Genomic DNA, 21590 nt, shown 5'->3' with positions numbered 1-21590 from the left:
ATGACCCATTCACCGACGCCCGATGCCCCGACCAGCACCCCGACCTGGACCCACGGACCCGACCACGCGCTGCTGGTGGTCGACATGCAGCACGACTTCGGTCACCCGGAGGGCTCGCTGTTCGTCCAGGGCGCCCCGGACATCGTCGAGCCGATCAACCGGGCCATCGAACAGGCCCTGGCCGCCGGCCACCTGGTGGTCTACACCCGGGACTGGCACCCGGAGGTGACCCCGCACTTTGCCGAGCACGGCGGGCTGTGGCCGGCGCACTGCGTCATCGAATCGGCCGGGGCCGAGTTCCTGCCCGGGATCACGGTCGACGGGCCGGTCGTGCACAAGGGCTCCGGCCCGGAGGACGGCTACAGCGGGTTCAGCGTGCTGCACCTGCCGACCGGGCAGAACCGGGAGACCGACCTGTCGGCGATCCTGGACGAGAACGGCGTCATGGCCGTGACGGTCGTCGGACTGGCCGGCGACTGGTGCGTCAAGTCCACCGCCATCGACGCGGTCCGGCTGGGCTACCGCACCCTCGTGCCGCTGGCCCTGACCCGGTTCGTCGAGCTCAACCCGGGTGACACCGAGGCCGCGATCGAGGCCATGCGGCAAGCCGGCGTGCAGGTGATCGAGGCCGACTGATCCGGGACGACGGGGCGCGGGGCCGGTCGGACCGGTCCCGGTCAGGCCAGCGGGCCCGGGATCTCCCCCGACCCGCGGGCGACCAGCCGCACCGGCAGCACCACGTCCTTGGTCATCGGCGTGCCGGCCAGTCCGGCGAAGACGGCCTCGGCGGCGATCCGGCCGATCGCCTCCGGGTCCTGGGCCACCACGGTCAGCGGCGGGTCGACCACCGCGGCCAGATCCAGGTCGTCGAACCCGACCACCGCGATCCGCTGCCCGGCGCCCCGATGGCGCAACGCGGCGACCACCCCGACCGTGAGCAGGTTCTGCGCGGCGAAGACCGCGGTCGGCGGGTCGGGCAGGTCCAGCATCGCCGCCATCGCCAACTCGGCCTGCTGCGGGTCCGCCTGACCCCGCCAGACCAGCTCGGGGTCCGCGGCCAGCCCGGCCTCGCGCAGCGCCCGGGACCAGCCGCGCTGCCGCTCCTCGGCCGTGTACAGCCCGAGCCGGTCGCCGAGGAAGGCGATCCGGCGGTGCCCGCGTTCGATCAGGTGGCAGGTCGCGTCCCGGGCGCCCTTGCCGTTGGCGACCCGGACCGTCGGGCCGGCCAGCCGCCGCGGCGGCCGGTCCACGAACACCACGGGCAGGCCCCGTTCCACCTCCGGGGCCAGGAACGCATGATCCCGGCGGCAGGACATGATCACCAGGCCGTCGACCGCCCGGGCCAGCAGCCGGTGGATCAGGTATTCCTCCCGGTCGGGGTCGGCGTTGGTGCTCACGGCCAGCACCAGGCTGCCCTCCTGGCCGGCCACCCGCTCGACCGACCGGTTGAGCACCGCGGCGAACGGGTTGCTGACGTCTTCCAGGACCAGGCCGACCGACGCGGACCGGCCGTCGAAGCGACGCAGGGCGTGCGCGGCGTCGTTGCGCCGGTAGCCCAGACGGTTGGCGGCGGCCAGCACCCGTTCGCGGGTTTCCGGGGACGCCCCTACTTCATCGTTGATCACCCTGGACACGGATTTGAGGCTGACGCCGGCGGCCCGGGCCACATCGTTCATGGTCGGCCGACGCAACCGTTCAGCCATCGCGCGGGGTCCTGTCCACGAAATGACTCTCGCATCCTCCCGCGTGGTCGGCCACCGGGCGGGGCGGCCCGGGGACCGGCCAAACCGGTTCAGCAGGGTGCGGGTGCGGTCCGATGTGGGCTCAGCCACAGTCAGGCAGAATCATGCGCCATGCGACCCGCGCCGCCCGAGCTGCACGCCGAAGCCCACCACGTTCTCCGTGACCAACCCCGCCACCAGGTGGAGCTGTTCGAGCTGCGGCTCGATCGATGGTGGCAGGACCTGGACGACGCGCTGACCGCGGTCTACGGCCCCGCGGCCGCCGATCTGGAGCGGCGGCTGGTGCGGATGGCGGCCACCGCGTTCGCCGAGCGCAGCCCCGACCTGCACCGGTTGGACCTGCAGCGCACGCTGGACCCGGGCTGGTTCCAGGACGAGTCGATGCTCGGGTACGCCTGCTTCGCCGACCGCTTCGCCGGCGACCTGACCGCCGTCGCCGGCAAGATCGACTACCTGCGCGAGCTCGGCGTCACCTACCTGCACCTGATGCCGCTGCTGCAGCCGCGTGACGGTGACAACGATGGCGGCTACGCGGTGGCCGATTACCGCCGGGTCCGCACCGATCTGGGCACCATGGACGACCTGCAGGCCCTGGCCGCCGAGCTGCGCAAGGCCGGCATCAGCCTGGTGATGGACCTGGTGCTCAATCATGTGGCCGCCGAGCACGCCTGGGCCCAGGCCGCCCGCGACGGCGACCCGCACTACCGCGACTACTTCTACGTCTTCCCCGACCGGACCGAGCCCGACCGGTACGAGCAGACGCTGCCCGAGGTCTTCCCGGACTTCGCCCCCGGCAGCTTCACCCACTCCCCCGAGCTGGACGGCTGGGTGTGGACGACCTTCAACTCCTGGCAGTGGGACGTCAACTGGACCAACCCGGACGTCTTCGCCGAGTACGCCGACATCGTGCTGTTCCTGGCCAACCAGGGCGTGCAGGTGCTGCGGCTGGACGCGATCGCGTTCGTGTTCAAACGCATGGGCACCAACTGCCAGAACCAGCCCGAGGTGCACGCCATCACCCAGGCATTGCGGGCGGTCGCCCGGATCGCCTGCCCGGCCGTGCTGTTCAAGGCCGAGGCGATCGTCGCCCCGCAGGATCTGGTGCACTACCTGGGTCAGGGCGCCCACCACGGCAAGGTCAGCGACATCGCCTACCACAACAGCCTGATGGTGCAGATCTGGTCGATGCTGGCCGCCCAGGACGCCACCCTGGCCGCGCACGCGCTGCGGGCCATCCCGCCGGTGCCGGCGACCACCACCTGGGTCACCTACGCCCGGTGCCACGACGACATCGGCTGGGCCATCGACGCGGCCGACGCCGCCGCGGTCGGCCTGAACGGGTTCGAGCACCAGCGGTTCCTGTCCGACTACTACTCGGGCCTGTATCCGGGTTCTCCGGCCCGCGGCCTGGTCTTCCAGGAGAACCCGGACACCGGGGACCGCCGGATCAGCGGCACCGCGGCCAGCCTGTCCGGGTTGGACGCCATGACCGCACCGGCCGACGCGGACCTGGTGGTCGGCCGGCTGTTCCTGGCCCACGCGATCATCATGGGCTGGGGCGGCATCCCGGTGGTCTGGATGGGCGACGAGATCGCGATGTCCAACGACCCGCACTGGGCCGAGGAGCCCGGGCACGGCGACGACAACCGGTGGGCGCACCGGCCGCGGATGGATTGGGACCGGGCCCAGCAGCGCGGCGACTCCTCGACGGTGCCGGGCCGGGTGTTCGCCGGCCTGCGGCACCTGGTGCGCACCCGGTCGGCGCTGCCGCACCTGCAGGCCTCGGTGGCCGCCGAAGTGCCGTTGCTGTCCGACCCCGGGGTGCTGCCGGTGCTGCGCCGGCACCCGCTGGGCCCGTTGCTGGAGCTGTTCAACGTGACCGCCGACTGGCGCCCGTTCCCGGGCTGGCGGCTGGCCGAGTACGGCCTGACCGGCGCCCGGGACGCGCTGTCCGGCGAGCACATCTACCCGGGCAGCGACGGCAACGTCTGGCTGCACCCGTACGGGGTGCTCTGGCTGGTGCCGGAGTGAGCCGGGCCCGTTAGCTCGACCGGGGCGACGGGTCGGGCCGGGTCGCGATGATCGTGATGGCGCCCGGCTCGACCTCGGTGAATCCGGCGTCGCGCACGGCCAGCCGGCCCTCGGACCGCCAGGCGAGGTCCTGGTCGCGGGCCACCGGCTGCGCCAGCCGGGCCCACTGGGCCGCGTCGACCCGGCGCACCGTCACCGGGAAACCGGCCTCCCGCCAGCCGGCCAACCGCTCCCGGTCGGCCGGCGGGGCGTCGTCACGGGCCAGCAGGGCCGCGCAGATCATCCCGGCGTGGCCGGCCTGGGCCATCGCCTTGCCCACCGTCATCGGCAAGGCCTCGGGAATCCAGAGCCGCAGCGCGCCCGACGCCGCCCCGGGCTCGTCCGGCGGCACGTCCGGCGGCACGTCCGTGCCGCCCACCTGCAACCGGCCGATGCGCGGATCCAGCTCGACCACCGGACCGGGCACGAGCACCCGCACCTGGGTGCCGTCGGCCTCCAGGGTCAGGCCGGGCAGCTCCTGCGCGGCGGCCCAGTGCGCGCCGCGGGCGCGGCGTGTGACCTTGCGGATGTGGCCGCGGACGTAGGCGGCGACCGCGTCGTGCCATTCGCCGCCCGGCGCGCTGCGCTCGTCCAGGCACAGTGCGGTGGCGCCGGCCGCGGCCAGCGCGACGGCCCGGTGCCAGGACGGCGGGGTGGCTCGTTCCATGCGCAGGATCAGCTGCATGGCCCGGATGTCGTGGGCGGCCTCGTCCCGGTCGGCCAGCACCTGGGCGGCGTCCATGCCCAACCAGCGCGCGTACCGGTCGGCCAGCGGCGCGAGCACCGCGCCCTCGTGCATGCGTTGATGGTTCGACCGGCCGGCCTCACTCATGCCGGTCAGTCCAGCGGGACGCGGCGCAGCGTGCCGTCGGCGGCGTCGGCGGCCTCGATCTCGTCCCGGGAGATGCCCAGGATGAACAGCACCGGGTCCAGGAACGGCTGGTTCAGTGTGGTGTCGGCGAAGCCGGCCACCACCGGCTTGGCGTTGAAGGCGATGCCCAACCCGGCCGCGGAGAGCATGTCGATGTCGTTGGCACCGTCGCCGACGGCGACCGTCTGGGCCATGTCAACGCCGAACTGACCGGCGAACCGGGCCAGCGCGGTGGCCTTGCCGGCGCGGTCGACGATGTCACCGACGACCCGTCCGGTCAGCCGGCCGTCCACCACCTCCAGGGTGTTGGCGGCGGCGAAGTCCAGATCCAACTCCTCGACCAGGTGCCGGGTGACCTGGGTGAACCCGCCGGAGACCACGCCGCAGCGATAGCCGAGCCGCTTGAGCGTGCGGATGGTGGTGCGGGCGCCGGGGGTGAGCACCAGCGCGGCGCCGACCTCGTCGAGCACGGCCGCGTCCAGTCCCTCGAGCATGGCCACCCGGGCCCGCAGGGACTCGGCGAAGTCCAGCTCGCCGCGCATGGCCGCGGCGGTGATCTCCTCGACCCGAGACCGGGTGCCGGTGTGGTCGGCGAGCATCTCGATCACCTCGCCGGTGATCAGGGTGGAGTCGACGTCGAACACGATGAGCCGTTTGGCCCGGCGGGCGATGCCGATCCGCTCGACCGCGATGTCCACCCCGGCGGCGGCGGCCACATCCACCACGGCCGATCGCAGGGCGTCGTCGTCGGGGGCGTTGACCGACAGTTCCAGGCCGGTCACCGGGTAGTCGGCGATCCGGTGGATGGTGTCGATGTTGACGCCCAGGTCGCCCAGCCGCAGGGCCAGCTCGCCGATGGCGGCGGCCTGCAGCGGGCGGCCGAGCATGACCACCACGTGCGTGGAGGACCGCCGGCGATCGTCCCCGGGTTGGTCGATCCCGACCCCGACGGCCATCCCCTTGGCCTGCATGGCCCGTTCGACGTCGGCCCGGATCGGCTGCGGGTCCTCGGTGGTCCGGACCAGCACGCCCAGGGTCAGCTGACCCCGGATGACCGCCTGGTCGATGTCCAGGACCTCGACCCGATGGGCGCCCAGCGCGGCGAACAACTCACCGGTGACCCCGGGCCGATCCTGCCCGGTGACGGTGACCAGAACTGTGGACAGCCGGTCACTCTCCGAACGGCGCGGTGGCGGAGCCGGAGCCGTCGCCCTGCGGGATCTTCAGGTGCGGGCTGGCCTCGGCCTCGTCCAGCGGCTTCCAGCCCCGCTTGGGGTGGGCCTCCGAACGCATCCGCTCGATCATGTACGGGTGGTGCAGCTCGAACGCCGGCCGCTCGGAACGGATGCGCGGCAGCGAGGTGAAGTTGTGCCGCGGCGGCGGCGAGCTGGTCGCCCACTCCAGCGAGTTGCCGTAACCCCAGGGGTCGTCGGCGGTGGTGATCTCGCCGTACCGCCAGGACCGGATGACGTTCCAGATGAACGGGATGGTGGAGAACCCGAGCACGAACGCGCCGATGGTGGAGACGGTGTTCAGCGTGGTGAAGCCGTCGGTCGGCAGGTAGTCCGGGTACCGGCGGGGCATGCCCATGTCGCCCAGCCAGTGCTGGACCAGGAACGTGGTGTGGAAGCCGATGAAGGTCGTCCAGAAGTGCAGCCGGCCCAACCGTTCGTCCAGGAACCGTCCGGTCATCTTCGGGAACCAGAAGTAGATGCCCGAGTAGGTGGCGAACACGATGGTGCCGAAGAGCACGTAGTGGAAGTGCGCGACCACGAAGTACGAGTCGGAGACGTGGAAGTCCAGCGCCGGCGCGGCCAGGATGACGCCGGTCAGCCCGCCGAACAGGAAGGTGACCAGGAAGCCGGCCGCGAACAGCATCGGCGTCTCGAAGCTCACCTGACCGCGCCACATGGTGCCGATCCAGTTGAAGAACTTCAGACCGGTCGGGATGGCGATCAGGAACGTCATGAAGCTGAAGAACGGCAGCAGCACGGCACCGGTGGCGAACATGTGGTGCGCCCACACGGCCACGGACAGCGCGGCGATGCCCATCAGCGCGTAGACCATGCCCCGGTAGCCGAACAGCGGCTTGCGGCTGAACACCGGGATCACCTCGGAGATGATCCCGAAGAAGGGCAAGGCGATGATGTAGACCTCGGGATGTCCGAAGAACCAGAACAGATGCTGGTACAGGATCGCGCCGCCGCTGGCCGGGTCGAGCACGTGGGACCCGAAATGTCGGTCCGAGGCCATGCCCATCAGCGCCGCGGTCAGGATCGGGAACGCGATCAGGATCAGGATCGAGGTGATGAAGATGGCCCAGGTGAACATGGGCAGCCGCCACATGGTCATGCCCGGGGCGCGCATGCAGATCACCGTGGTGATCATGTTGACGCCGCCCAGGATGGTGCCCAGACCGGACACGGCCAGGCCCATGATCCACAGGTCACCACCGACGCCCGGCGAGTTCTCGGCCAGCGACAGCGGGGTGTAGGCGGTCCAGCCGAACGCGGCCGCGCCGCCCGGGGTGAAGAAGCCGGAGGCGGCGATCAGGGCGCCGAAGAAGTACAGCCAGTAGGACAGCGCGTTCAGCCGCGGGAAGGCGACGTCGGGCGCGCCGATCTGCAGCGGCAGCACGAAGTTGGCGAAGCCGAACACCACGGCCGTTGCGTAGAACAGCAGCATGATCGTGCCGTGCATGGTGAACAGCTGGTTGTACTGCTCGGGCGAGAGGAACTGCATGCCCGGCTGAGCCAGCTCGGCCCGCATGAACAACGCCATCAGCCCGCCGAGCATGAACCAGGCGAACGAGGTGGCGATGTACATGACCCCGAGCACCTTGGGGTCGGTGGTGTGCAGGTACTGCAGGAACTTCGCCCCACGCGGGGCCCGCTGTACCGGGTACGGCCGGGACACCACGGGACGGGGTGCTACTGCGGTCACAGTTGAGCCTCCAGCGGTTTCGGCGCGCTCGCTACACACGTCACGCACATGCCGTGACCACAGGAGCTTAATCCGACGAGGCGTAGAACACCGCGCGAGGGGGTGGGTTTGTTGGCCGAGCCGTCCCGGAAGCCGTGATCGGGCCGTTCGAACCAGCCCCGGAACGCCAAAAGGGCCGGTCGTTCCTAGTGGAACGACCGGCCCTTGTCGGTGGAGCTGAGGGGACTCGAACCCCTGACCCCCACACTGCCAGTGTGGTGCGCTACCAGCTGCGCCACAGCCCCAAGCTGCCGGAACAGGTTACCAAGGGACCACGGCCAGACCTAATCGGCCCGTTGTCAGCTCACCAGGGTGCTCAGCCAGTTGGTGGTGAGCGAGAGCGGAGCCCCGTTGTGCACCACCGTCGGGGTCTGCGCCTGACCGCCCGTGACCTGGTTCAAGGTGGCCAGGAAGGCGGTCGCCGCGGTGGCCGCGGCCTGGGTCTGCTGACCCAGGGAGATGCACCCGGCCGCCGCCTCGTTGGCCCCGACCGAGGTGGCCAGGTCGGCCAGTTGCTGGTTGGTCAGGTCGGACGAGCCGCCCTCCTCGGGCTGGTGGTCCGGGGAGAACAGGGCGGAGTGGTAGGCCATGTACACCCCGGGCTGGCTGCCGGAGTTCTGGGCGACGCACAGCAGCGCGCCGGCCGCCCGCGTCGAGTAGTCGCCCGACGGCGAGCGCGGGTTGAGGAAGTTGACCATGTGGTAGTTCACGGTCAGGTTGCCGTTGTCCAGCTGCTGGTTGATCTGCTGACCGTACTGACGCTCCAGCTCGGCGCAGGCCGGGCACATCGCGTCCTCGTAGACGTCGATCGTGGCCTTGGGGGTGCTGCCCGGTTTGCTCACGGTCACCACCCCGTCGGCCGAGGCGGTGGCCACCGACTGGGTGGAGGCGCCGTAGCCCTCGGCCTGGGTGGCCGTCTGCTGCCGGTTCAGCACGACACCGAACACCACGATGCCGATGATGACCACGATGGCGATGCCACCGATGATCAGCTGGGTGCGGTTGTTGCTCGGGCTCGATCGGCGGGCCGCGGCCACCGACTGGCGCGACTTGCCCGCCGGCGCCGTCGTCCGGCCGCTCTTGCCCGCCGAGCCGGCCGAGCCGCCGCCGGCCTTGCCGGTGGTGGACTTGCCGTTGGCGGCCTTGCCGCCGCTGGTCGAACCCTTGCCCGGACTCTTACTGCCCGATTGCGCCACTGCGCTGTCCTCTCCGTATCCATTCATCGGCCGGTCCCCCGATCGCCCGGTCCCCGACCGTCCGCCGGCGCCGACCGGCGCGACTCTGCGTCACCACTATGCCGCGTGCGCTGCCCGCCGATGGGCGAACCGGTCCACCGACCAGGGGGTGTCCGGCCTGATCGCGAGGTACACCGCCAGCGCCAGCAGGCCCGCGTCGCGCAGGATTTCCGCCGTGTAGGCGGTCTGGCCGGGCTCGACCTGACCCCCGCCGCCGAAGCACCCGCAGTCGATGGACAAGCCCCGGGCCGCCGCCGAGGCCACCGCCGCGATGAACATCACCATCACCACGGCGGCCAGCACCGCGGCCAGCCGGGTGGCCAGCCCGATCAGCAACAACAGGCCAAGGGCCAGCTCGAAATAGGGCAGGATCGCGGCCACTGGACCCACCAGCGACTCGGGCAGCAGTTGATAGGCCCGGACCGCGACGATGGTCTCCCGGGCGTCCCAGGCCTTGAGCCCGCCGGAGACCAGGAAGACGCCGGCCAGGATCAGCCGGGCCAGGACACCGACGGCGTCGCGGATTCGCTCGGGCCGAGATACTGTCCGCGTGGTCACCTGTTCACCCTAACGACCCCGTTTGAACACCTCCCGTTCCGGAAAGCTTCCCGCGCTTTGCGCATGGATCACCCGCCCCCCACACAGGAAAGATGGGAATGACGACGACGCTGTTCGTGGTGACGCTGGTCGTGGTGACCGCGCTCGTCTTCGACTTCACCAACGGCTTCCACGACAGCGCCAACGCGATGGCCACCTCGGTGGCCACCGGCGCGCTGCGCCCCCGGGTCGCGGTCCTGCTGGCCGCCGTGCTCAACGTGATCGGCGCATTCCTGTCCACCGAGGTGGCCAAGACCATCTCGGGCGGCATCGTCAACGATGCCGTGGTCACCCCGACGATGATCTTCGCCGGGCTGGTCGGCGCCATCCTGTGGAACCTGACCACCTGGCTGTTCGGCATGCCGTCGAGTTCCTCGCACGCCCTGTTCGGCGGCCTGATCGGGGCGGTCCTGGTCGGCGCCGGCACCGCCGGGGTGAACTTCTCGGTCATCGTGTCCAAGATCGTGCTGCCCGCGCTGATGGCGCCGCTGGTGGCCGGGCTGGCCGCCGGCCTGGCCACGTTCCTGGTCTACAAGTGGCTGCACCGGGCCGATCAGGAGCCGGCCGCCGGCTGGTTCCGCCGCGGGCAGACCGTGTCCGGCTCGATGATCGCGCTGGCCCACGGCACCTCCGACGGCCAGAAGACGATGGGCGTGATCACCCTGGTGCTGATCACCGCCGGGTACCAGGAGTCGGGCACCGGACCCCAGTTCTGGGTGATCGTCACCGCCGGCCTGGCCATCGGCCTGGGCACCTACTCGGGCGGCTGGCGCATCATGCGCACGATGGGCAAGGGCATCGTGGAGATCAAGTCGCCGCAGGGCCTGGCCGCGGAGACCACCTCGGCGGCGGCGATCCTGGCCTCGTCGCACATGGGCTTCGGGCTGTCCACCACGCAGGTGTGTGCCGGCTCGATCCTCGGTTCCGGAGTGGGTCGCAAGCTCGCCGACGTCCGCTGGGGCACCGCCCGCCGGATGGTCTACGGCTGGTTGCTGACGCTGCCGGCGGCCGCGCTGGCCGGGGGCGCCTCCGCGGCGATCGCCGGCACCGGCACCCTGGGCCTGGTCATCGTCTTCGCCGGCTTGGTCGCCGGCTCGGCCGCCATCTACGCGATCTCCCGCCGGGCCCCGGTCTCGGCCGACAACGTCAACGACGCCCGGGACGTGGTGATCAACCCGGGCGAGGGCGAGTCCACGCCGCGCTCCCCGGAGGTCATCGGATGAGGGCGGCGGCATGAAGATCGACTGGTCGTCCCTGGCCCTGGTCGCCGTCACCACCGTGGTGGCCGCGGTGTCCATCGTCGGCATCTTCGCACTCGGCGTGGCCGCGCTCACCCACGCCCAGACCACCACCGGCGCGGGCCGGTCCGCCGGCCTGGCCCGGGTCGCCGGCTACGCCTGTCTGGGCGTGGCCGGGCTGATCGCGCTGTACGGCATCTACCTGATCGTGCCGATCTTCCACTGAGTCCCGGCAGTGAGGCCCGGCAGTGAGTCCCGGCCGCGCCGCCGAGCCCCGGGCCGGCCCCGACCCCGGTCGGGGCCGGGGCCGAGGCCGGTCCGGCGCGGGTCAGCTGGTCGGGGCCACGCTGCCGCTCGCCGCGCTACTGGGCGCGGCCGATCCGGAGGTCGCCGTGGCCGGGGTCACCGTGGTCTGCACCAGCACGTCGACCACCGCGGCGATGGCCGGCTGGGCCTGACCGGTGGAGGCGTCGGTCTGGCCCGGGATCTGCACGAGCACCCGGCTGCCCAGCGGCACGCCGGTCAGCCCCTCGAACGGTCCCCCGGTGGCGACCGGCAGCTCCTGCGGCCCACCGCCGGCGGCGGCCCCGGTGGTCCAGGTCGACCCGGCGTCCTCACCGGTCCAGGTCACCGCGGAGTACTGGACCAGCACCTGGCCGAGCTGGATCGGCGCCCCGGTGCCCTTGGCCAGCACGGTCACCGTCGGCGTCGTCGGCTCCGGGGTGCCGGCCGGCACGCTCACCGTGGCCGGACCGCCCAGATCGCCGCTGACCTGCGGCGCGTTCGCCGGGGCCGGCTGGACCTCGGCGTCGGCCTGCCCGGAGGCCGCGGCGCCGACCGCGTCGACGATGTCAACGACGAAGACCAGGGTGTCGGTGCCGGTGATGCCGGCGCTGCTGTTGCCCTTGCTGCCGTAGCCGTCGGCCGGCGGCAGGGACAGCATCACCCGGCTGCCCACCGGAACGCCGACCAGGCCGACGTCCCACCCGGGCACCACCTTGCCGACGCCGATCTGGAAGGCCGAGGTGGCCCCGCGGTCGTAGGAGTTGTCGAAGACCGACCCGCCCCACACCTGACCCAGGTAGTTGGTGATCAGCCAGTCACCGCTCTGGGTGACCGGGCCGGTGCCTTCGGACAGGATGACCCGCTGCAGGCTCGGCGGCGGGTAGGAGGACGGGAAGGTGATGGTCGGCTTCTCACCGAACGCGCCGCTGGCGGTGGGCAGCTGATCGGCCGGCACGGCCGCGGCCACGGCCGTGGCCGCCGGCACCGTCGGGCCGAGAGTGGCCGCCGTGGTCGAGGCCGACGCGCTGGGCGACGACGTCGTGTCCGACCCGGAACCACAGCCGGCGAGCAGGACGCCGACCGCCAGGGGCAGGGCAAGGACAAGGACGCGGAGGCGCATCGGGGTCTTCCTCAGGTCAGGAGTCAGGGAATCGAGCCGCAGGCGGCAACAGGCCACCCTACTGATCTGAGCTGTCCGCCCGGCGTGGGCCCGCCATGTGAGGACGCTGGGAATCGCCGCGGCACCGCCGTGGATTCAGGGGCCGTGCGGCGTCGGCCGCGGCGGCCCCTAACCTGAGCACGTGCCACCCTCCACCAGAGTCTTCGTCGCCCAGCTGGCCGGACTGCCGGTATTCGGGCCGGGCGGCGAATCGATCGGCAAGGTGCGCGACATCGTGGTGGCGCTGCGCCTGGACCGCAAGCCGCCCCGGGTGCTCGGCCTGGTCGTCGAGCTGCTCACCCGCCGCCCGATCTTCGTGCCGATGTTGCGGGTGGGCAGCCTGGAGTCGCACGCGGTGGCCCTGTCCAGCGGATCGGTGAGCATGCGCCGGTTCGAGCAGCGGCCGCTGGAGCTGCGGTTGATCGGCCAGCTGCTCGGCGTCCCGGTCCAGCTGACCACGACCGCCAGCGCGGCCGTCGTGGTCGACGCGGCGATGGAACGCACCCGGAGCCGGGACTGGGTAGTCTCCCGGGTCGCGGTGCGCGAGAAGACCCGGCGGATCGTGCGGCGCGCCCCCATCCAGGTGGTCGGCTGGCAGGATCTGCGCGGGCTCGGGCCGGCCGAGCTGACCGGGCAGGCGATCCGCGGCTCCCAGCAGGTGCTGGCCCAGATGGACGGCCTGCGGGCCGCCGACGCCGCGGTGATCCTGCGCGAGCTGGACGCGGCGCTGCGCTACGAGGTCGCCGACGCGATGGACGACGACCGGCTCGCCGACATCATCCAGGAGCTGTCCGAGGACGACCAGAAGGAGATCCTGGCCCACCTGGACGAGGCCAGGGCCGCGGACATCCTGGAGGCGATGGAACCCGACGACGCCGCCGACCTGCTCTCCGAACTGCCCGCCGGGATCCAGGAGCGACTGCTGGGCCTGATGGAGCCCGAGGAGTCGGCCCCGGTGCGCCGGCTGCTGCAGTACTCCTCCGAGTCGGCCGGTGGTCTGATGACCCCCGAACCGGTGGTGCTCACCCCCGACGCCACGATCGCCGAGGCGCTGGCCCGGGTCCGCTCCCCCGACCTGACCCCCGCGCTGGCCTCGATGGTCTTCGTCGCCCGCCCCCCGCAGGCCACCCCCACCGGCCGGTACCTGGGCTGCGTGCACACCCAGCGGCTGCTGCGCGAGCCACCGTTCGAACTGGTTGCCGGCGCCCTGGACGCGGAGATGTCGCGGCTGCGCCCCGACGCCTCGCTGGCCGACGTGACCCGGTTCTTCGCCTCCTACAACCTGGTCTGCGCGCCGGTGGTCGACGACGAGGAACACCTGCTCGGCGCGGTCACCGTGGACGACGTGCTCGATCACCTGCTGCCGGACAACTGGCGCGACGACGGGCTGGACGAGGACGAGCCGGCGCCGGCCGCGCGCGGGGTGGGCAATGGCTGAATCACCGACCCGGCGCCGGTTGGACCAGCCGCGCAGCAGCCGCCGGTTCTCCATGGAGATCGACCCGGAGACCTTCGGCCGGCTCTCCGAACGGCTGGCCCGGTTCCTGGGCACCGGCACGTTCCTGTTCTGGCAGACCCTGGTGGTGATCATCTGGATCGCGCTGAACCTGTTCGCGGTCAGCTACCAGTGGGACCCCTACCCGTTCATCCTGCTCAACCTGGCCTTTTCCACGCAGGCCGCCTACGCGGCGCCGCTGATCCTGCTGGCCCAGAACCGGCAGGACGACCGGGACCGGATCTCGCTGGAGGAGGACCGCTCGCGCGCCGCGCAGACCAAGGAGGACACCGAGTTCATCGCCCGTGAGCTGGCCGCCCTGCGGGTGGCCATCGGTGAGGTCGCCACCCGGGATTACCTGCGCGGCGAGCTGGAACGGCTCCGGGAGGACCTGGAGGAGCCCGAGCGCGGCGATCCGCCGCGGGACAAGACCGGCAAGCGGCCGGACAAGCGCAAGAGCCGGCCCAAGCCCCCTGGGGAGCGGGCCGAGCCGCCGGCCTGACCCCGAGCCGAACTGATCCCGGAACGCGACAAGGGCCCCGCCTGATCAGGCGGGGCCCTTGTCGTCACGTGCATCACACGTGGAGGTGGCGGGAATTGAACCCGCGTCCACCGTGGCCTTGCGAGGGCTTCTCCGGGCGCAGTCCGTTATGTCTCTACTTGACCCCACCGCTGTCACGGACACCACGGTGTGACGGGCCCAGTCGCTGTTTGATGTCCCTCAAGGCCCCGCGACCGGGCCTCTCGGTGATCCTCCTAGCTGACGTCAGGCTCCGGGTCGGAGGACTCCCGGTCTGACGGAGTTCTTACTCGCTCAGGCGGCGAGGGCGAACTCAGTGCGCTTGGAATCGGCACTTGATTTTTTTGCAACGGATGGTTAACGAGATCATCGTTGCCTTCCTCGGCCCGCTTCACCTCACTCGACTCACGCTGTCGAAACCGATCACCCCCGAGGGGAGGAACAGCGTGCTCCAGTCTACCTGGTGGCCGGGCCGGCGGCGGCTCGATTTCAGACGCGGCCCTTGGCCCGGCGGCCGGCGTAACGCTCCAGCTCCCGGTCGGCGTCCCGCTTGGCGATGCTCTGCCGCTTGTCGTACTCGCGCTTGCCGCGGGCCAGGCCCAGCTCGACCTTGACCCGGCCGTTGCTGAAGTACAGCGACAGCGGGATCAACGCGGTTCCGCTCTCGCGCATCTTGCTGGTCAGCTTGAGGATCTCGGAGCGGTGCAGCAGCAGCTTGCGGGCCCGGCGCGGCGCATGGTTGGTCCAGGTGCCCTCGGCGTACTCGGCGATGTGCACCCCGCGCAGCCACACCTCGTCCTCGCTGATCGTGGCGTAGCCGTCGACCAGGGTCGCCCGGCCGGCCCGGCAGGACTTGACCTCGGTGCCGGTCAACGAGATCCCGGCCTCGTAGGTGTCCAGGATCTCGTAGTCGTGCCGGGCCTTGCGATTGGACGCGATGATCTGCCGGCCGGTCGGCCGGTTGCTGCTCTGGGTCTTGGCGATCTTGTTCATGGCGCCGTCAACAGTAGGCGGACCGGGGCCCGGGCGGACACCGGATTAGCCCACAGCGCACCTCGCCCCGCTCCCCGGTCGCTACAACCGCACGTACAGCCGCAGGGTGACGTACGCGGAGATGGCGGCCAGACCGCCACCGGCGGCCAGCAGGATCGGCGAGACCCAGACCAGGGTGGCGGTGTCGATCTCCGGCAGGATCCCCGACCGGATCACCGGCCCGAGGGCCTGGTCCACGAACAGGAACTTCGCGGCCACCAACCCGCCGATGGCCAAAGCCGCGCCGACCACACCGGCGATGACCGCCTCGAGCATGAACGGCAGCTGGGTGCGCCAGCGGGACGCCCCGACCAACCGCATGATCGAGGTCTCGGTCCGGCGGGTGTAGGCGGCGACCTGAACCATGTTGGAGATCAGCAGCAGGGCGGCCAGCGCCTGGATCAGGGCGACGATGATGGTCGCGTTGCGCACGCCGTTGAGCAGGCTGAACAGCCGGTCCAGGAACGCGCTCTGGTCGGCCACCGACTGCACGCCGGGCTGGCCGGAGAACTGTTCGGAGATGACCCGGTAGCGCTGCGGGTCGTAGAGCTTGACGTGGAAGGACGCGGACAGCGCCTCGGGCGAGCCGATCTCCAGTAGCTCGGGCTGGCCGGCGAACTGCTGCTTGTACCGCTCGTAGGCGGCGGCCTGGCTCTCGAAGTCGACGGTCTCGACGTCGCTGTTGGCCTGCAGCGCCTGGCTGATGTCCTGGCAGGGCGACTGCCGGCAATCCGGGTCCTGCGCGGAGATGTCGGGGGTGAGGTAGATCGTCACCTCGACCTTGTCACCGTAGATGTCGCGCATCTGGTCGGTCATCCGCGCGATGATCAGGCCGCCGCCGAGCAGGCCGAGGGAGATCGCGGTGGTCAGGATCATCGCGATGGTCATGGTGATGTTGCGCCGAAATCCGACGAGGACTTCGGTGACGACAAATCCGGCGCGCATGGGTTCCTCTCGTCTGCGGCGCAGTGCTGCAGGCTGGGTGCTGGCGGTTCGGTGAGGCGGGGCCAGGTGGGCGGGGGGCGGGGGGCGGGGCGGCGGTGGGCGGGCCTAGCGGCCGACGCCGTACACGCCGCGGGCCTCGTCCCGCACGACCTTGCCCAGCTGCAGTTCGATCACCCGCCGGCGCATCGAGTCCACGATGGTGTTGTCGTGGGTGGCCATCAGCACCGTCGTGCCGGTCCGGTTGATCCGCTCCAGCAACAGCATGATGTCGGCGCTGGTGTCCGGGTCCAGGTTGCCGGTCGGCTCGTCGGCCAGCAGCAGGATGGGCCGGTTGGCGAACGCCCGGGCGATCGCCACCCGCTGCTGCTCGCCGCCGGAGAGCTCGTTGGGCATGCGGTTGGCCTTGCCCTCCAGCCCGACCATCTCCAGCACCTCGGGCACCGTCTGCTTGATGGAGGCCCGGGACCGGCCGATCACCTCCAGCGCGAACCCGACGTTCTGCTCGACCGTCCGGTTCGTCAGCAACCGGAAGTCCTGGAAGACACAGCCGAGCTTGCGCCGGTGCGCGGCGACCTTGCCCCGGCGCATGTGCACCAGGTCCTCGCCGTTGACCTCGAGTTCGCCCCCGGTGGGCACGTCCTCCCTGATCAGAAGGCGCAGCAGCGTCGACTTGCCCGAGCCGGACGGGCCGATGACGAAGGCGAACTCACCCTTGTCGACGTCGATGTTGATCTCGTCGAGCGCAGGCCGGGTCGAGGCCTTGTACTGCTTGCTGACCTTGGACGCATGAATCACAACGACGGAGTCTAAAGGCAAAAGAGTTATCGGTCTGTGATCGCACCACCAAAACGACAAGTGACTTTCGTCGTCGATCCGCCGTTGCGACGATTTCTTCGCCTCGCCGCATCACCCACCCGGGTGTGGTTCACCCGGTCAGCAGCGAGATGACCTCCGGATGCAGGAGGCCATTCGTGGCCAAGGCGCTCCCGCCGCTGCCGCCGGATGGCTGACCGTCGATTGCCGTGAATCGACCCCCGGCCTCGACCACGATCGGGATCAGCGCGGCCACGTCCCACAGGCTCAGGTCGGGTTCGGCGGCGATGTCCACCGCTCCCTCGGCGACCAGCAGGTAGGACCAGAAATCGCCGTAGGCGCGGGTCCGCCAGCAGCGTTGCACCAGGGTCTGGAAGGGCCGCAGCCGGCCCGCGGCCTGCCACTCCCCCGGCTCGGAATACGACAGCGACGCGTCCGCCAGACGGCTCACCCCGGACACCCGGCAGCGCCGGGCCGGCCCGCCGGCGAACCGGGCGTGCGCACCCCCGCCGGCGGCCGCCCACCAGCGCCGGGCCAGCGCCGGCGCGGACACGACACCCACCGCCGGCCGGTCCGCGTGCACGGCCGGGTCGATCAGGGCGATCAGCGTCGCCCACACCGGCACCCCGCGGACGAAGTTCTTGGTCCCGTCGATCGGGTCGATGATCCAGCGGCGCCCGGTGGCCGGGCGGTCGGCTCCGCCGAACTCCTCGCCGACGACGACGTCGTCGGGCCGCTCCCGCGCGATCCGCTCGCGCAGCGCGGTCTCCACCGCCAGATCCGCGTCCGAGACCGGGGTCAGGTCCGGCTTGGCGGTGACCTGCAGGTCGGCCGCCCCGAAGCGGGGCAGGCTGATCTCGTCGGCCAGATCGGCCAGGTCCAGGGCCAGGGCCAGATCGCGGTCCACATCGTCAGTCACGGGCACCGGGTCACTGTAAAGGTGCCGCTCGGGCTAGTCTGAAACCACAAAATTTGTCCGTTTAGCCGTTTTCCCCAGCGCGCGGTCCAGTCTGCCGGAGGCCGGTCATGCCCGTCGTCCTGACTCGCATCGCCGAGCTGCTCCAGGGCCTGCACGACCTGGAGCCCCTGGCCGACGCCCCCGGCAAGTCCGGGGCGCGGTTGAGCCGGGGCACCCGCGACGGCGTGCCGTACGTCGTCAAGATCATCGACGAGCGTTCCGACTGGACCCAGCAGGCCTCCGGGGTGCTCGGCGGCCCGGTGGTGCCGCTGTGGCGGCGCGGGATCCTGGACCGGCTGCCCGACTGCCTCAACCAGCCCATCGTCGGGGTCGCCCACGAAGGAACCTGGGGCCGGTGGCGAACCGCGGTGCTGATGCACGACGTCGGGCGGTGGCTGGTGCCGGCGGTGGACAGCCCGATCCCGCTGAGCGTGCACCAACGGCAACTGACCCACCTGGCCGCCCTGCACGCCTCGCTGTGGGCGCCCGGCCCGGAGTTCGCCATCGTGCCCGAGCTGCACCGGTACCTGGAGCTGTCACCGTGGACGGCGCAGGCGCAGGCCGCGATCGGCGCCGACGCGCTCGTGCCGCGGCTGATCGAGCGGGGGTGGCGGGCGCTGCCCCAGGTCGCCCCGCGAGCGGCGGCGATCGTGGGCCCGCTGGCCCTGGACCCCGGACCGTTGGTCGCCGCCCTGGCCCGGACCCCGCGCACCTTCGTGCACGGCAACTGGAAGCTGGACAACCTCGGGCTCGACGACCGGGGCCGGACCGTGCTGCTGGACTGGGAGCTGCCCGGGATCGGCGCCGCCTGCAGCGATCTGGCCTGGTACCTGGCCATCAACTGCCGCCGCCTGCCGCAGTCCAAGCGGGCCGCGATCGGCGACTACCGGGCCGCCCTGACCGCCCACGGGGTGGACACCGAACCGTGGTGGGACCGGCAGCTGGGGCTGTGCCTGCTCGGCGCCCTGGTCCAGTTCGGATGGGAGAAGGCGCTCGGCGGGTACGACGACGAGCTGGCCTGGTGGGAGCACGAGGCGCTGGACGCGCAGCACTACCTGGCCGAGTGAGCTGGCCGACTGAGCTGGCCGGCTGAGCTCCCTGGCCGACGCCGCTCAGGCCCGGTCCGCCTCACCCTGCGCGACGGTCCGGCCGATCTGCGCGACGAACTCCGGCCACAACGCCTCGGGCAGGTCGTGGCCCATCCCGGGGAAGGTGACCAGGCGCGCTCCCGGCACCGCCGCGGCCGTGGCCCGGCCGCCGGAGACGCCGATCAGCGGGTCCGCCTCGCCGTGCAGCACCAGGGTGGGCACGCCGACCCCGGCCAGCGCCGCGGTCCGGTCGGGCGCGGCCAGCAACGCCGCGAACTGACGGGCCCCGCCGGCCGGGTCGTAGCAGCGGTCGTAGGACAGCGCGGCCCGGCGGCGCTGCCGGTGCTCGTCGAACGGGTACCCGGGTGATCCCGTCTGCCGCCAGTTGGTCAGGGCCAGCTCGATCACCTCCGCCCGGGTCGCCGCCGGCTTCTGGGCGACCATCCGGCGGGCGATGTCCAACCGGGGGCGACCCACCCGCCGGGACCCGGTGGTCGAAGACATCGAGGTCAGGCTGCGCACCCGGTGCGGGTGTTCCAGGGTGAGCACCTGGCTGATGCAGCCACCCATGGACAGCCCGACCACGTGCATGCTCGCGTGCCCGAGCGCGCCGATCAGCTCGGCCGCGTCCTGGGCCATGTCCGTCAGCCGGTAGGGCGGGCGCCGGCCCAGGAACGCGGAGACCGGCTGGCCGGGCGGCAGCTCGTCCAGATGGGTGGACAGCCCGACGTCGCGGTTGTCGAACCGGGTGACGTGATGCCCGGCCGCGGCCAGCAGCGCACAGAACTCGTCCGGCCAGCCGAGCATCTGCGTGCCCAGGCCCATGACCAGCAGGATCGGCACGTCCCCGGGATCGCCGAAGCTCTGGTGGGCCAGGGTGATTCCGTTCACCGAGGCCCGGCCGATCGTGTCGCGGCTCTCGTCCACCCGGTCAGTGAATCAACCCGGCCGGCGGTCCGCCCGCGCCGGCCGGCCCGCGGTCTGTGACGTCGAGCACCGAGTAGGTGCGACGCCACCGCCGGCCGTGCGGCCGGACCAGCGGATGGGTGTCCACCGCGTAGTCGCCGTCGTCCAGGCCGCGGTAGCCGGCCCGTTCCAGTAACCCGGCCAGCTCGGCCCGGCCGAATCTCGGCCGGCCGGCCCGCTCGACCAGCGCGAGCAGCGCCCGGTCGGTCGGCCAGCCGACCGCGGCCGGGTCGGTCTCCGGGCGCAACGTCCAGCTGTCGGCGGGCCGGTCGGCCGGCCCGTCGGCGTGCCCGCGGGCGAGAAGGTCGCTGGCCAGCTCACGGCGCAGCTGCCGGTCGCCCAACCGGAAATCGGCCACCCGGTTGATCCCGGCGGCCAGCTCGCGGGTCGGCAACGGGCCGCAGGCGGCGATCATCCGGGCGGCAATCCGCGGGATCAGATCCTCCCGGCGGTCCGGCGTGCACGCCGACGCCCGCCGATCCCGGGCCCGCCGGCGGGCCGCCTCGCGGCCCTCGACGAACTTGGTGTGACCGCCGCCCAGGGTCACCGCCAGCGCGCCCAGGGTGAGCGCGACGATCACCGGGCTGGTCAGGAAGGACAGTGCCCGATCCAGCAGCGACTCGTTGACGATGACGACCAGCGTGGCGATCAGCAGCAGCACCCACAACGCGCACAGCGAGCGGCCGGTCTCGCCGGCCTTGGCCCGGTCGTCGACCCGCGCCCCCGGGGTAGTGGCCACGACGAACGACCACCGGGTGGCGACCGCGGTGCAGCTGGCGTGGATGGTGAAGGCCACCGCCCCGACCAGCGCTAGGCCGGCCCCGTCCGGGTCGAGCACCGCGTACCCGGCCAGCAACGCGGCACTGAGCAGGTCGACGACCACCACCAGCGCGAAGCCGACCCAGCCGGCCTCGGTGGCCACCGCCGAGCCGAGCACGGCCAGCAGCAGACCCACGAACATCGCGCCGGACAGGATGACCCCGAACCAGTCCGGCACCTCGCAGCGGCCGGCGGCGGTGACCCCCAGCACCGCAACCAGCACACCGATCAGCAGCGTCTTGCCGACAATCGAGGCGACCGCGCCCTGGATTCGCCGGTGCCAGTTCGCCGACGTCCACAGCGATCGTCGTTGGCCGCTGCGCACCACCCGGCGGATCGCCAGGAACGCGACGACGATCGCCGCCACCCACCACAGCAGCACCAGGACCACCGACCCGGCCGCCGCGGCCGCGCTCTGATCGTCGCCGGCCTGCACCTCCAGCTGCACCGGGGCGCACTGCTCGGGCGGATCCTGGGCCAGCCCGACCACCAGCAGCCCCACGATCAGCAGGCCCACCGCGCTGCGGGTCAGCACGGCCCACCGGCCCCGGCGCACCGCCCCGCGGGCGTGCCGGCGCACATAGGAGTGGTGCAGCGCACGGGCTAGCCGGTCCAGCCCGTCCGGAAGTTCGGCCAGCGTCATGGCAGCACCTTGGCATGCCGGCCTCCCGGGTGCCCGGCCCGGTGTGGACAACTCGGTAGCGACAACTCGGTGTGGACAACTCGAGCCGGGCCCGGCCGGTACCGGCTACCGTCGTGCGCGTCGCGCATCCAC

The 21590-nt window shown here is 71.7% G+C and carries 20 protein-coding genes, 1 tRNA gene and 1 other RNA gene; 7 read left to right on the top strand and 15 right to left on the bottom strand.

Annotation, left to right across the window (positions count from 1 at the left end):
• Positions 1-636, top strand: a complete 636-nt coding sequence (locus tag NAMU_RS08450; RefSeq protein WP_015746985.1) for an isochorismatase family protein — start codon at positions 1-3, stop codon at positions 634-636.
• A 41-nt stretch (positions 637-677) separates the two neighbouring features.
• Here the strand turns inward: NAMU_RS08450 and NAMU_RS08445 are convergent, their stop codons facing one another.
• On the bottom strand, positions 678-1703 hold the full coding sequence (locus NAMU_RS08445) for a LacI family DNA-binding transcriptional regulator (protein ID WP_015746984.1): 1026 nt from the start codon (positions 1701-1703) through the stop codon (positions 678-680).
• 150 nt (positions 1704-1853) lie between these two features.
• Here NAMU_RS08445 and NAMU_RS08440 point away from each other — a divergent pair, with 150 nt between their 5' ends.
• A complete protein-coding gene (locus NAMU_RS08440; RefSeq protein WP_015746983.1) occupies positions 1854-3773 on the top strand; it encodes an alpha-amylase family protein in 1920 nt (639 codons plus the stop codon).
• A 10-nt stretch (positions 3774-3783) separates the two neighbouring features.
• On the opposite strand, the gene NAMU_RS08435 is transcribed toward NAMU_RS08440, so the two are convergent.
• The 6 genes from NAMU_RS08435 to NAMU_RS08410 all read right to left on the bottom strand — a co-directional run bounded on the left by NAMU_RS08435 (position 3784) and on the right by NAMU_RS08410 (position 9458).
• Positions 3784-4644 (bottom strand): aminoacyl-tRNA hydrolase, encoded by an 861-nt coding sequence (locus NAMU_RS08435; RefSeq protein ID WP_015746982.1) that lies wholly within the window; start codon positions 4642-4644, stop codon positions 3784-3786.
• 5 nt (positions 4645-4649) lie between these two features.
• Positions 4650-5849, bottom strand: coding sequence for a phosphoserine phosphatase SerB (serB, locus tag NAMU_RS08430; protein ID WP_041368603.1), 1200 nt, complete (start codon positions 5847-5849; stop codon positions 4650-4652).
• A 4-nt stretch (positions 5850-5853) separates the two neighbouring features.
• A complete protein-coding gene (gene ctaD / locus NAMU_RS08425; RefSeq protein ID WP_015746980.1) occupies positions 5854-7626 on the bottom strand; it encodes an aa3-type cytochrome oxidase subunit I in 1773 nt (590 codons plus the stop codon).
• A 211-nt stretch (positions 7627-7837) separates the two neighbouring features.
• Positions 7838-7910: transfer RNA gene (locus NAMU_RS08420), tRNA-Ala, on the bottom strand.
• A 54-nt stretch (positions 7911-7964) separates the two neighbouring features.
• Positions 7965-8888 (bottom strand): DsbA family protein, encoded by a 924-nt coding sequence (locus NAMU_RS08415; RefSeq protein ID WP_015746979.1) that lies wholly within the window; start codon positions 8886-8888, stop codon positions 7965-7967.
• 69 nt (positions 8889-8957) lie between these two features.
• Positions 8958-9458: a MauE/DoxX family redox-associated membrane protein gene (locus tag NAMU_RS08410; RefSeq protein WP_015746978.1), complete on the bottom strand. Its 501-nt coding sequence runs from the start codon at positions 9456-9458 to the stop codon at positions 8958-8960.
• 98 nt (positions 9459-9556) lie between these two features.
• Here NAMU_RS08410 and NAMU_RS08405 point away from each other — a divergent pair, with 98 nt between their 5' ends.
• Positions 9557-10720, top strand: coding sequence for an inorganic phosphate transporter (locus NAMU_RS08405; RefSeq protein ID WP_015746977.1), 1164 nt, complete (start codon positions 9557-9559; stop codon positions 10718-10720).
• Between the two features lie 10 nt (positions 10721-10730).
• On the top strand, positions 10731-10961 hold the full coding sequence (locus NAMU_RS08400; protein WP_015746976.1) for a hypothetical protein: 231 nt from the start codon (positions 10731-10733) through the stop codon (positions 10959-10961).
• A 102-nt stretch (positions 10962-11063) separates the two neighbouring features.
• Here NAMU_RS08400 and NAMU_RS28135 read toward each other — a convergent pair whose 3' ends face one another.
• Complete coding sequence (locus tag NAMU_RS28135; RefSeq protein WP_015746975.1) at positions 11064-12140, bottom strand: FKBP-type peptidyl-prolyl cis-trans isomerase; 1077 nt, start codon at positions 12138-12140, stop codon at positions 11064-11066.
• 181 nt (positions 12141-12321) lie between these two features.
• Here NAMU_RS28135 and NAMU_RS08385 point away from each other — a divergent pair, with 181 nt between their 5' ends.
• Both NAMU_RS08385 and NAMU_RS08380 read left to right on the top strand, forming a co-directional pair.
• Positions 12322-13617, top strand: a complete 1296-nt coding sequence (locus tag NAMU_RS08385) for a magnesium transporter MgtE N-terminal domain-containing protein (protein ID WP_015746974.1) — start codon at positions 12322-12324, stop codon at positions 13615-13617.
• Complete coding sequence (locus NAMU_RS08380; protein WP_015746973.1) at positions 13610-14176, top strand: DUF1003 domain-containing protein; 567 nt, start codon at positions 13610-13612, stop codon at positions 14174-14176. Before NAMU_RS08385 ends, NAMU_RS08380 begins: the two co-directional genes overlap by 8 nt.
• Positions 14177-14253: 77 nt before the next feature.
• Here the strand turns inward: NAMU_RS08380 and ssrA are convergent.
• The 5 genes from ssrA to hisN form a co-directional block, all read right to left on the bottom strand.
• Positions 14254-14625, bottom strand: a transfer-messenger RNA (tmRNA) gene (gene ssrA / locus NAMU_RS28130).
• A 58-nt stretch (positions 14626-14683) separates the two neighbouring features.
• A complete protein-coding gene (gene smpB / locus NAMU_RS08375) occupies positions 14684-15187 on the bottom strand; it encodes an SsrA-binding protein SmpB (protein ID WP_015746972.1) in 504 nt (167 codons plus the stop codon).
• A gap of 81 nt (positions 15188-15268) precedes the next feature.
• Complete coding sequence (ftsX, locus tag NAMU_RS08370; protein WP_015746971.1) at positions 15269-16171, bottom strand: permease-like cell division protein FtsX; 903 nt, start codon at positions 16169-16171, stop codon at positions 15269-15271.
• 105 nt (positions 16172-16276) lie between these two features.
• Positions 16277-16966: a cell division ATP-binding protein FtsE gene (gene ftsE, locus NAMU_RS08365; protein WP_015746970.1), complete on the bottom strand. Its 690-nt coding sequence runs from the start codon at positions 16964-16966 to the stop codon at positions 16277-16279.
• A gap of 130 nt (positions 16967-17096) precedes the next feature.
• Entirely contained in the window at positions 17097-17909 is an 813-nt protein-coding gene (hisN, locus tag NAMU_RS08360) for a histidinol-phosphatase (RefSeq protein WP_015746969.1), read from the bottom strand.
• A gap of 101 nt (positions 17910-18010) precedes the next feature.
• Between hisN and NAMU_RS08355 the strand changes: the two genes are divergently transcribed.
• Positions 18011-19009 carry a phosphotransferase family protein gene (locus NAMU_RS08355; RefSeq protein WP_015746968.1) on the top strand — a complete coding sequence of 333 codons (999 nt, stop codon included), beginning with the start codon at positions 18011-18013 and terminating at the stop codon, positions 19007-19009.
• A gap of 45 nt (positions 19010-19054) precedes the next feature.
• On the opposite strand, the gene NAMU_RS08350 is transcribed toward NAMU_RS08355, so the two are convergent.
• Both NAMU_RS08350 and NAMU_RS08345 read right to left on the bottom strand, forming a co-directional pair.
• Entirely contained in the window at positions 19055-19957 is a 903-nt protein-coding gene (locus NAMU_RS08350) for an alpha/beta fold hydrolase (RefSeq protein WP_015746967.1), read from the bottom strand.
• A gap of 4 nt (positions 19958-19961) precedes the next feature.
• Entirely contained in the window at positions 19962-21458 is a 1497-nt protein-coding gene (locus tag NAMU_RS08345; RefSeq protein ID WP_015746966.1) for a hypothetical protein, read from the bottom strand.
• Between the last annotated feature and the right edge of the window lie 132 nt (positions 21459-21590).

The organism is Nakamurella multipartita DSM 44233 (assembly GCF_000024365.1).
GTDB lineage: Bacteria > Actinomycetota > Actinomycetes > Mycobacteriales > Nakamurellaceae > Nakamurella > Nakamurella multipartita.
The sequence above is the reverse complement of the archived record's forward strand: the minus strand, read 5'-3'. Positions and strand labels throughout refer to the sequence as shown.

What these genes read in the sequence shown, in the direction of transcription:
- NAMU_RS08400 (WP_015746976.1), top strand. Translation starts at nt 10,731, where the DNA reads ATGAAGATCGACTGGTCGTCCCTGGCCCTGGTCGCCGTCACCACCGTG.
- NAMU_RS08380 (WP_015746973.1), top strand. Translation starts at nt 13,610, where the DNA reads ATGGCTGAATCACCGACCCGGCGCCGGTTGGACCAGCCGCGCAGCAGC.
- NAMU_RS08445 (WP_015746984.1), bottom strand. Translation starts at nt 1,703, where the DNA reads ATGGCTGAACGGTTGCGTCGGCCGACCATGAACGATGTGGCCCGGGCC.
- smpB (WP_015746972.1), bottom strand. Translation starts at nt 15,187, where the DNA reads ATGAACAAGATCGCCAAGACCCAGAGCAGCAACCGGCCGACCGGCCGG.
- NAMU_RS08405 (WP_015746977.1), top strand. Translation starts at nt 9,557, where the DNA reads ATGACGACGACGCTGTTCGTGGTGACGCTGGTCGTGGTGACCGCGCTC.
- NAMU_RS08355 (WP_015746968.1), top strand. Translation starts at nt 18,011, where the DNA reads ATGCCCGTCGTCCTGACTCGCATCGCCGAGCTGCTCCAGGGCCTGCAC.
- NAMU_RS28135 (WP_015746975.1), bottom strand. Translation starts at nt 12,140, where the DNA reads ATGCGCCTCCGCGTCCTTGTCCTTGCCCTGCCCCTGGCGGTCGGCGTC.
- ftsX (WP_015746971.1), bottom strand. Translation starts at nt 16,171, where the DNA reads ATGCGCGCCGGATTTGTCGTCACCGAAGTCCTCGTCGGATTTCGGCGC.
- NAMU_RS08345 (WP_015746966.1), bottom strand. Translation starts at nt 21,458, where the DNA reads ATGACGCTGGCCGAACTTCCGGACGGGCTGGACCGGCTAGCCCGTGCG.
- NAMU_RS08435 (WP_015746982.1), bottom strand. Translation starts at nt 4,644, where the DNA reads ATGAGTGAGGCCGGCCGGTCGAACCATCAACGCATGCACGAGGGCGCG.
- NAMU_RS08450 (WP_015746985.1), top strand. Translation starts at nt 1, where the DNA reads ATGACCCATTCACCGACGCCCGATGCCCCGACCAGCACCCCGACCTGG.
- NAMU_RS08415 (WP_015746979.1), bottom strand. Translation starts at nt 8,888, where the DNA reads ATGAATGGATACGGAGAGGACAGCGCAGTGGCGCAATCGGGCAGTAAG.
- NAMU_RS08440 (WP_015746983.1), top strand. Translation starts at nt 1,854, where the DNA reads ATGCGACCCGCGCCGCCCGAGCTGCACGCCGAAGCCCACCACGTTCTC.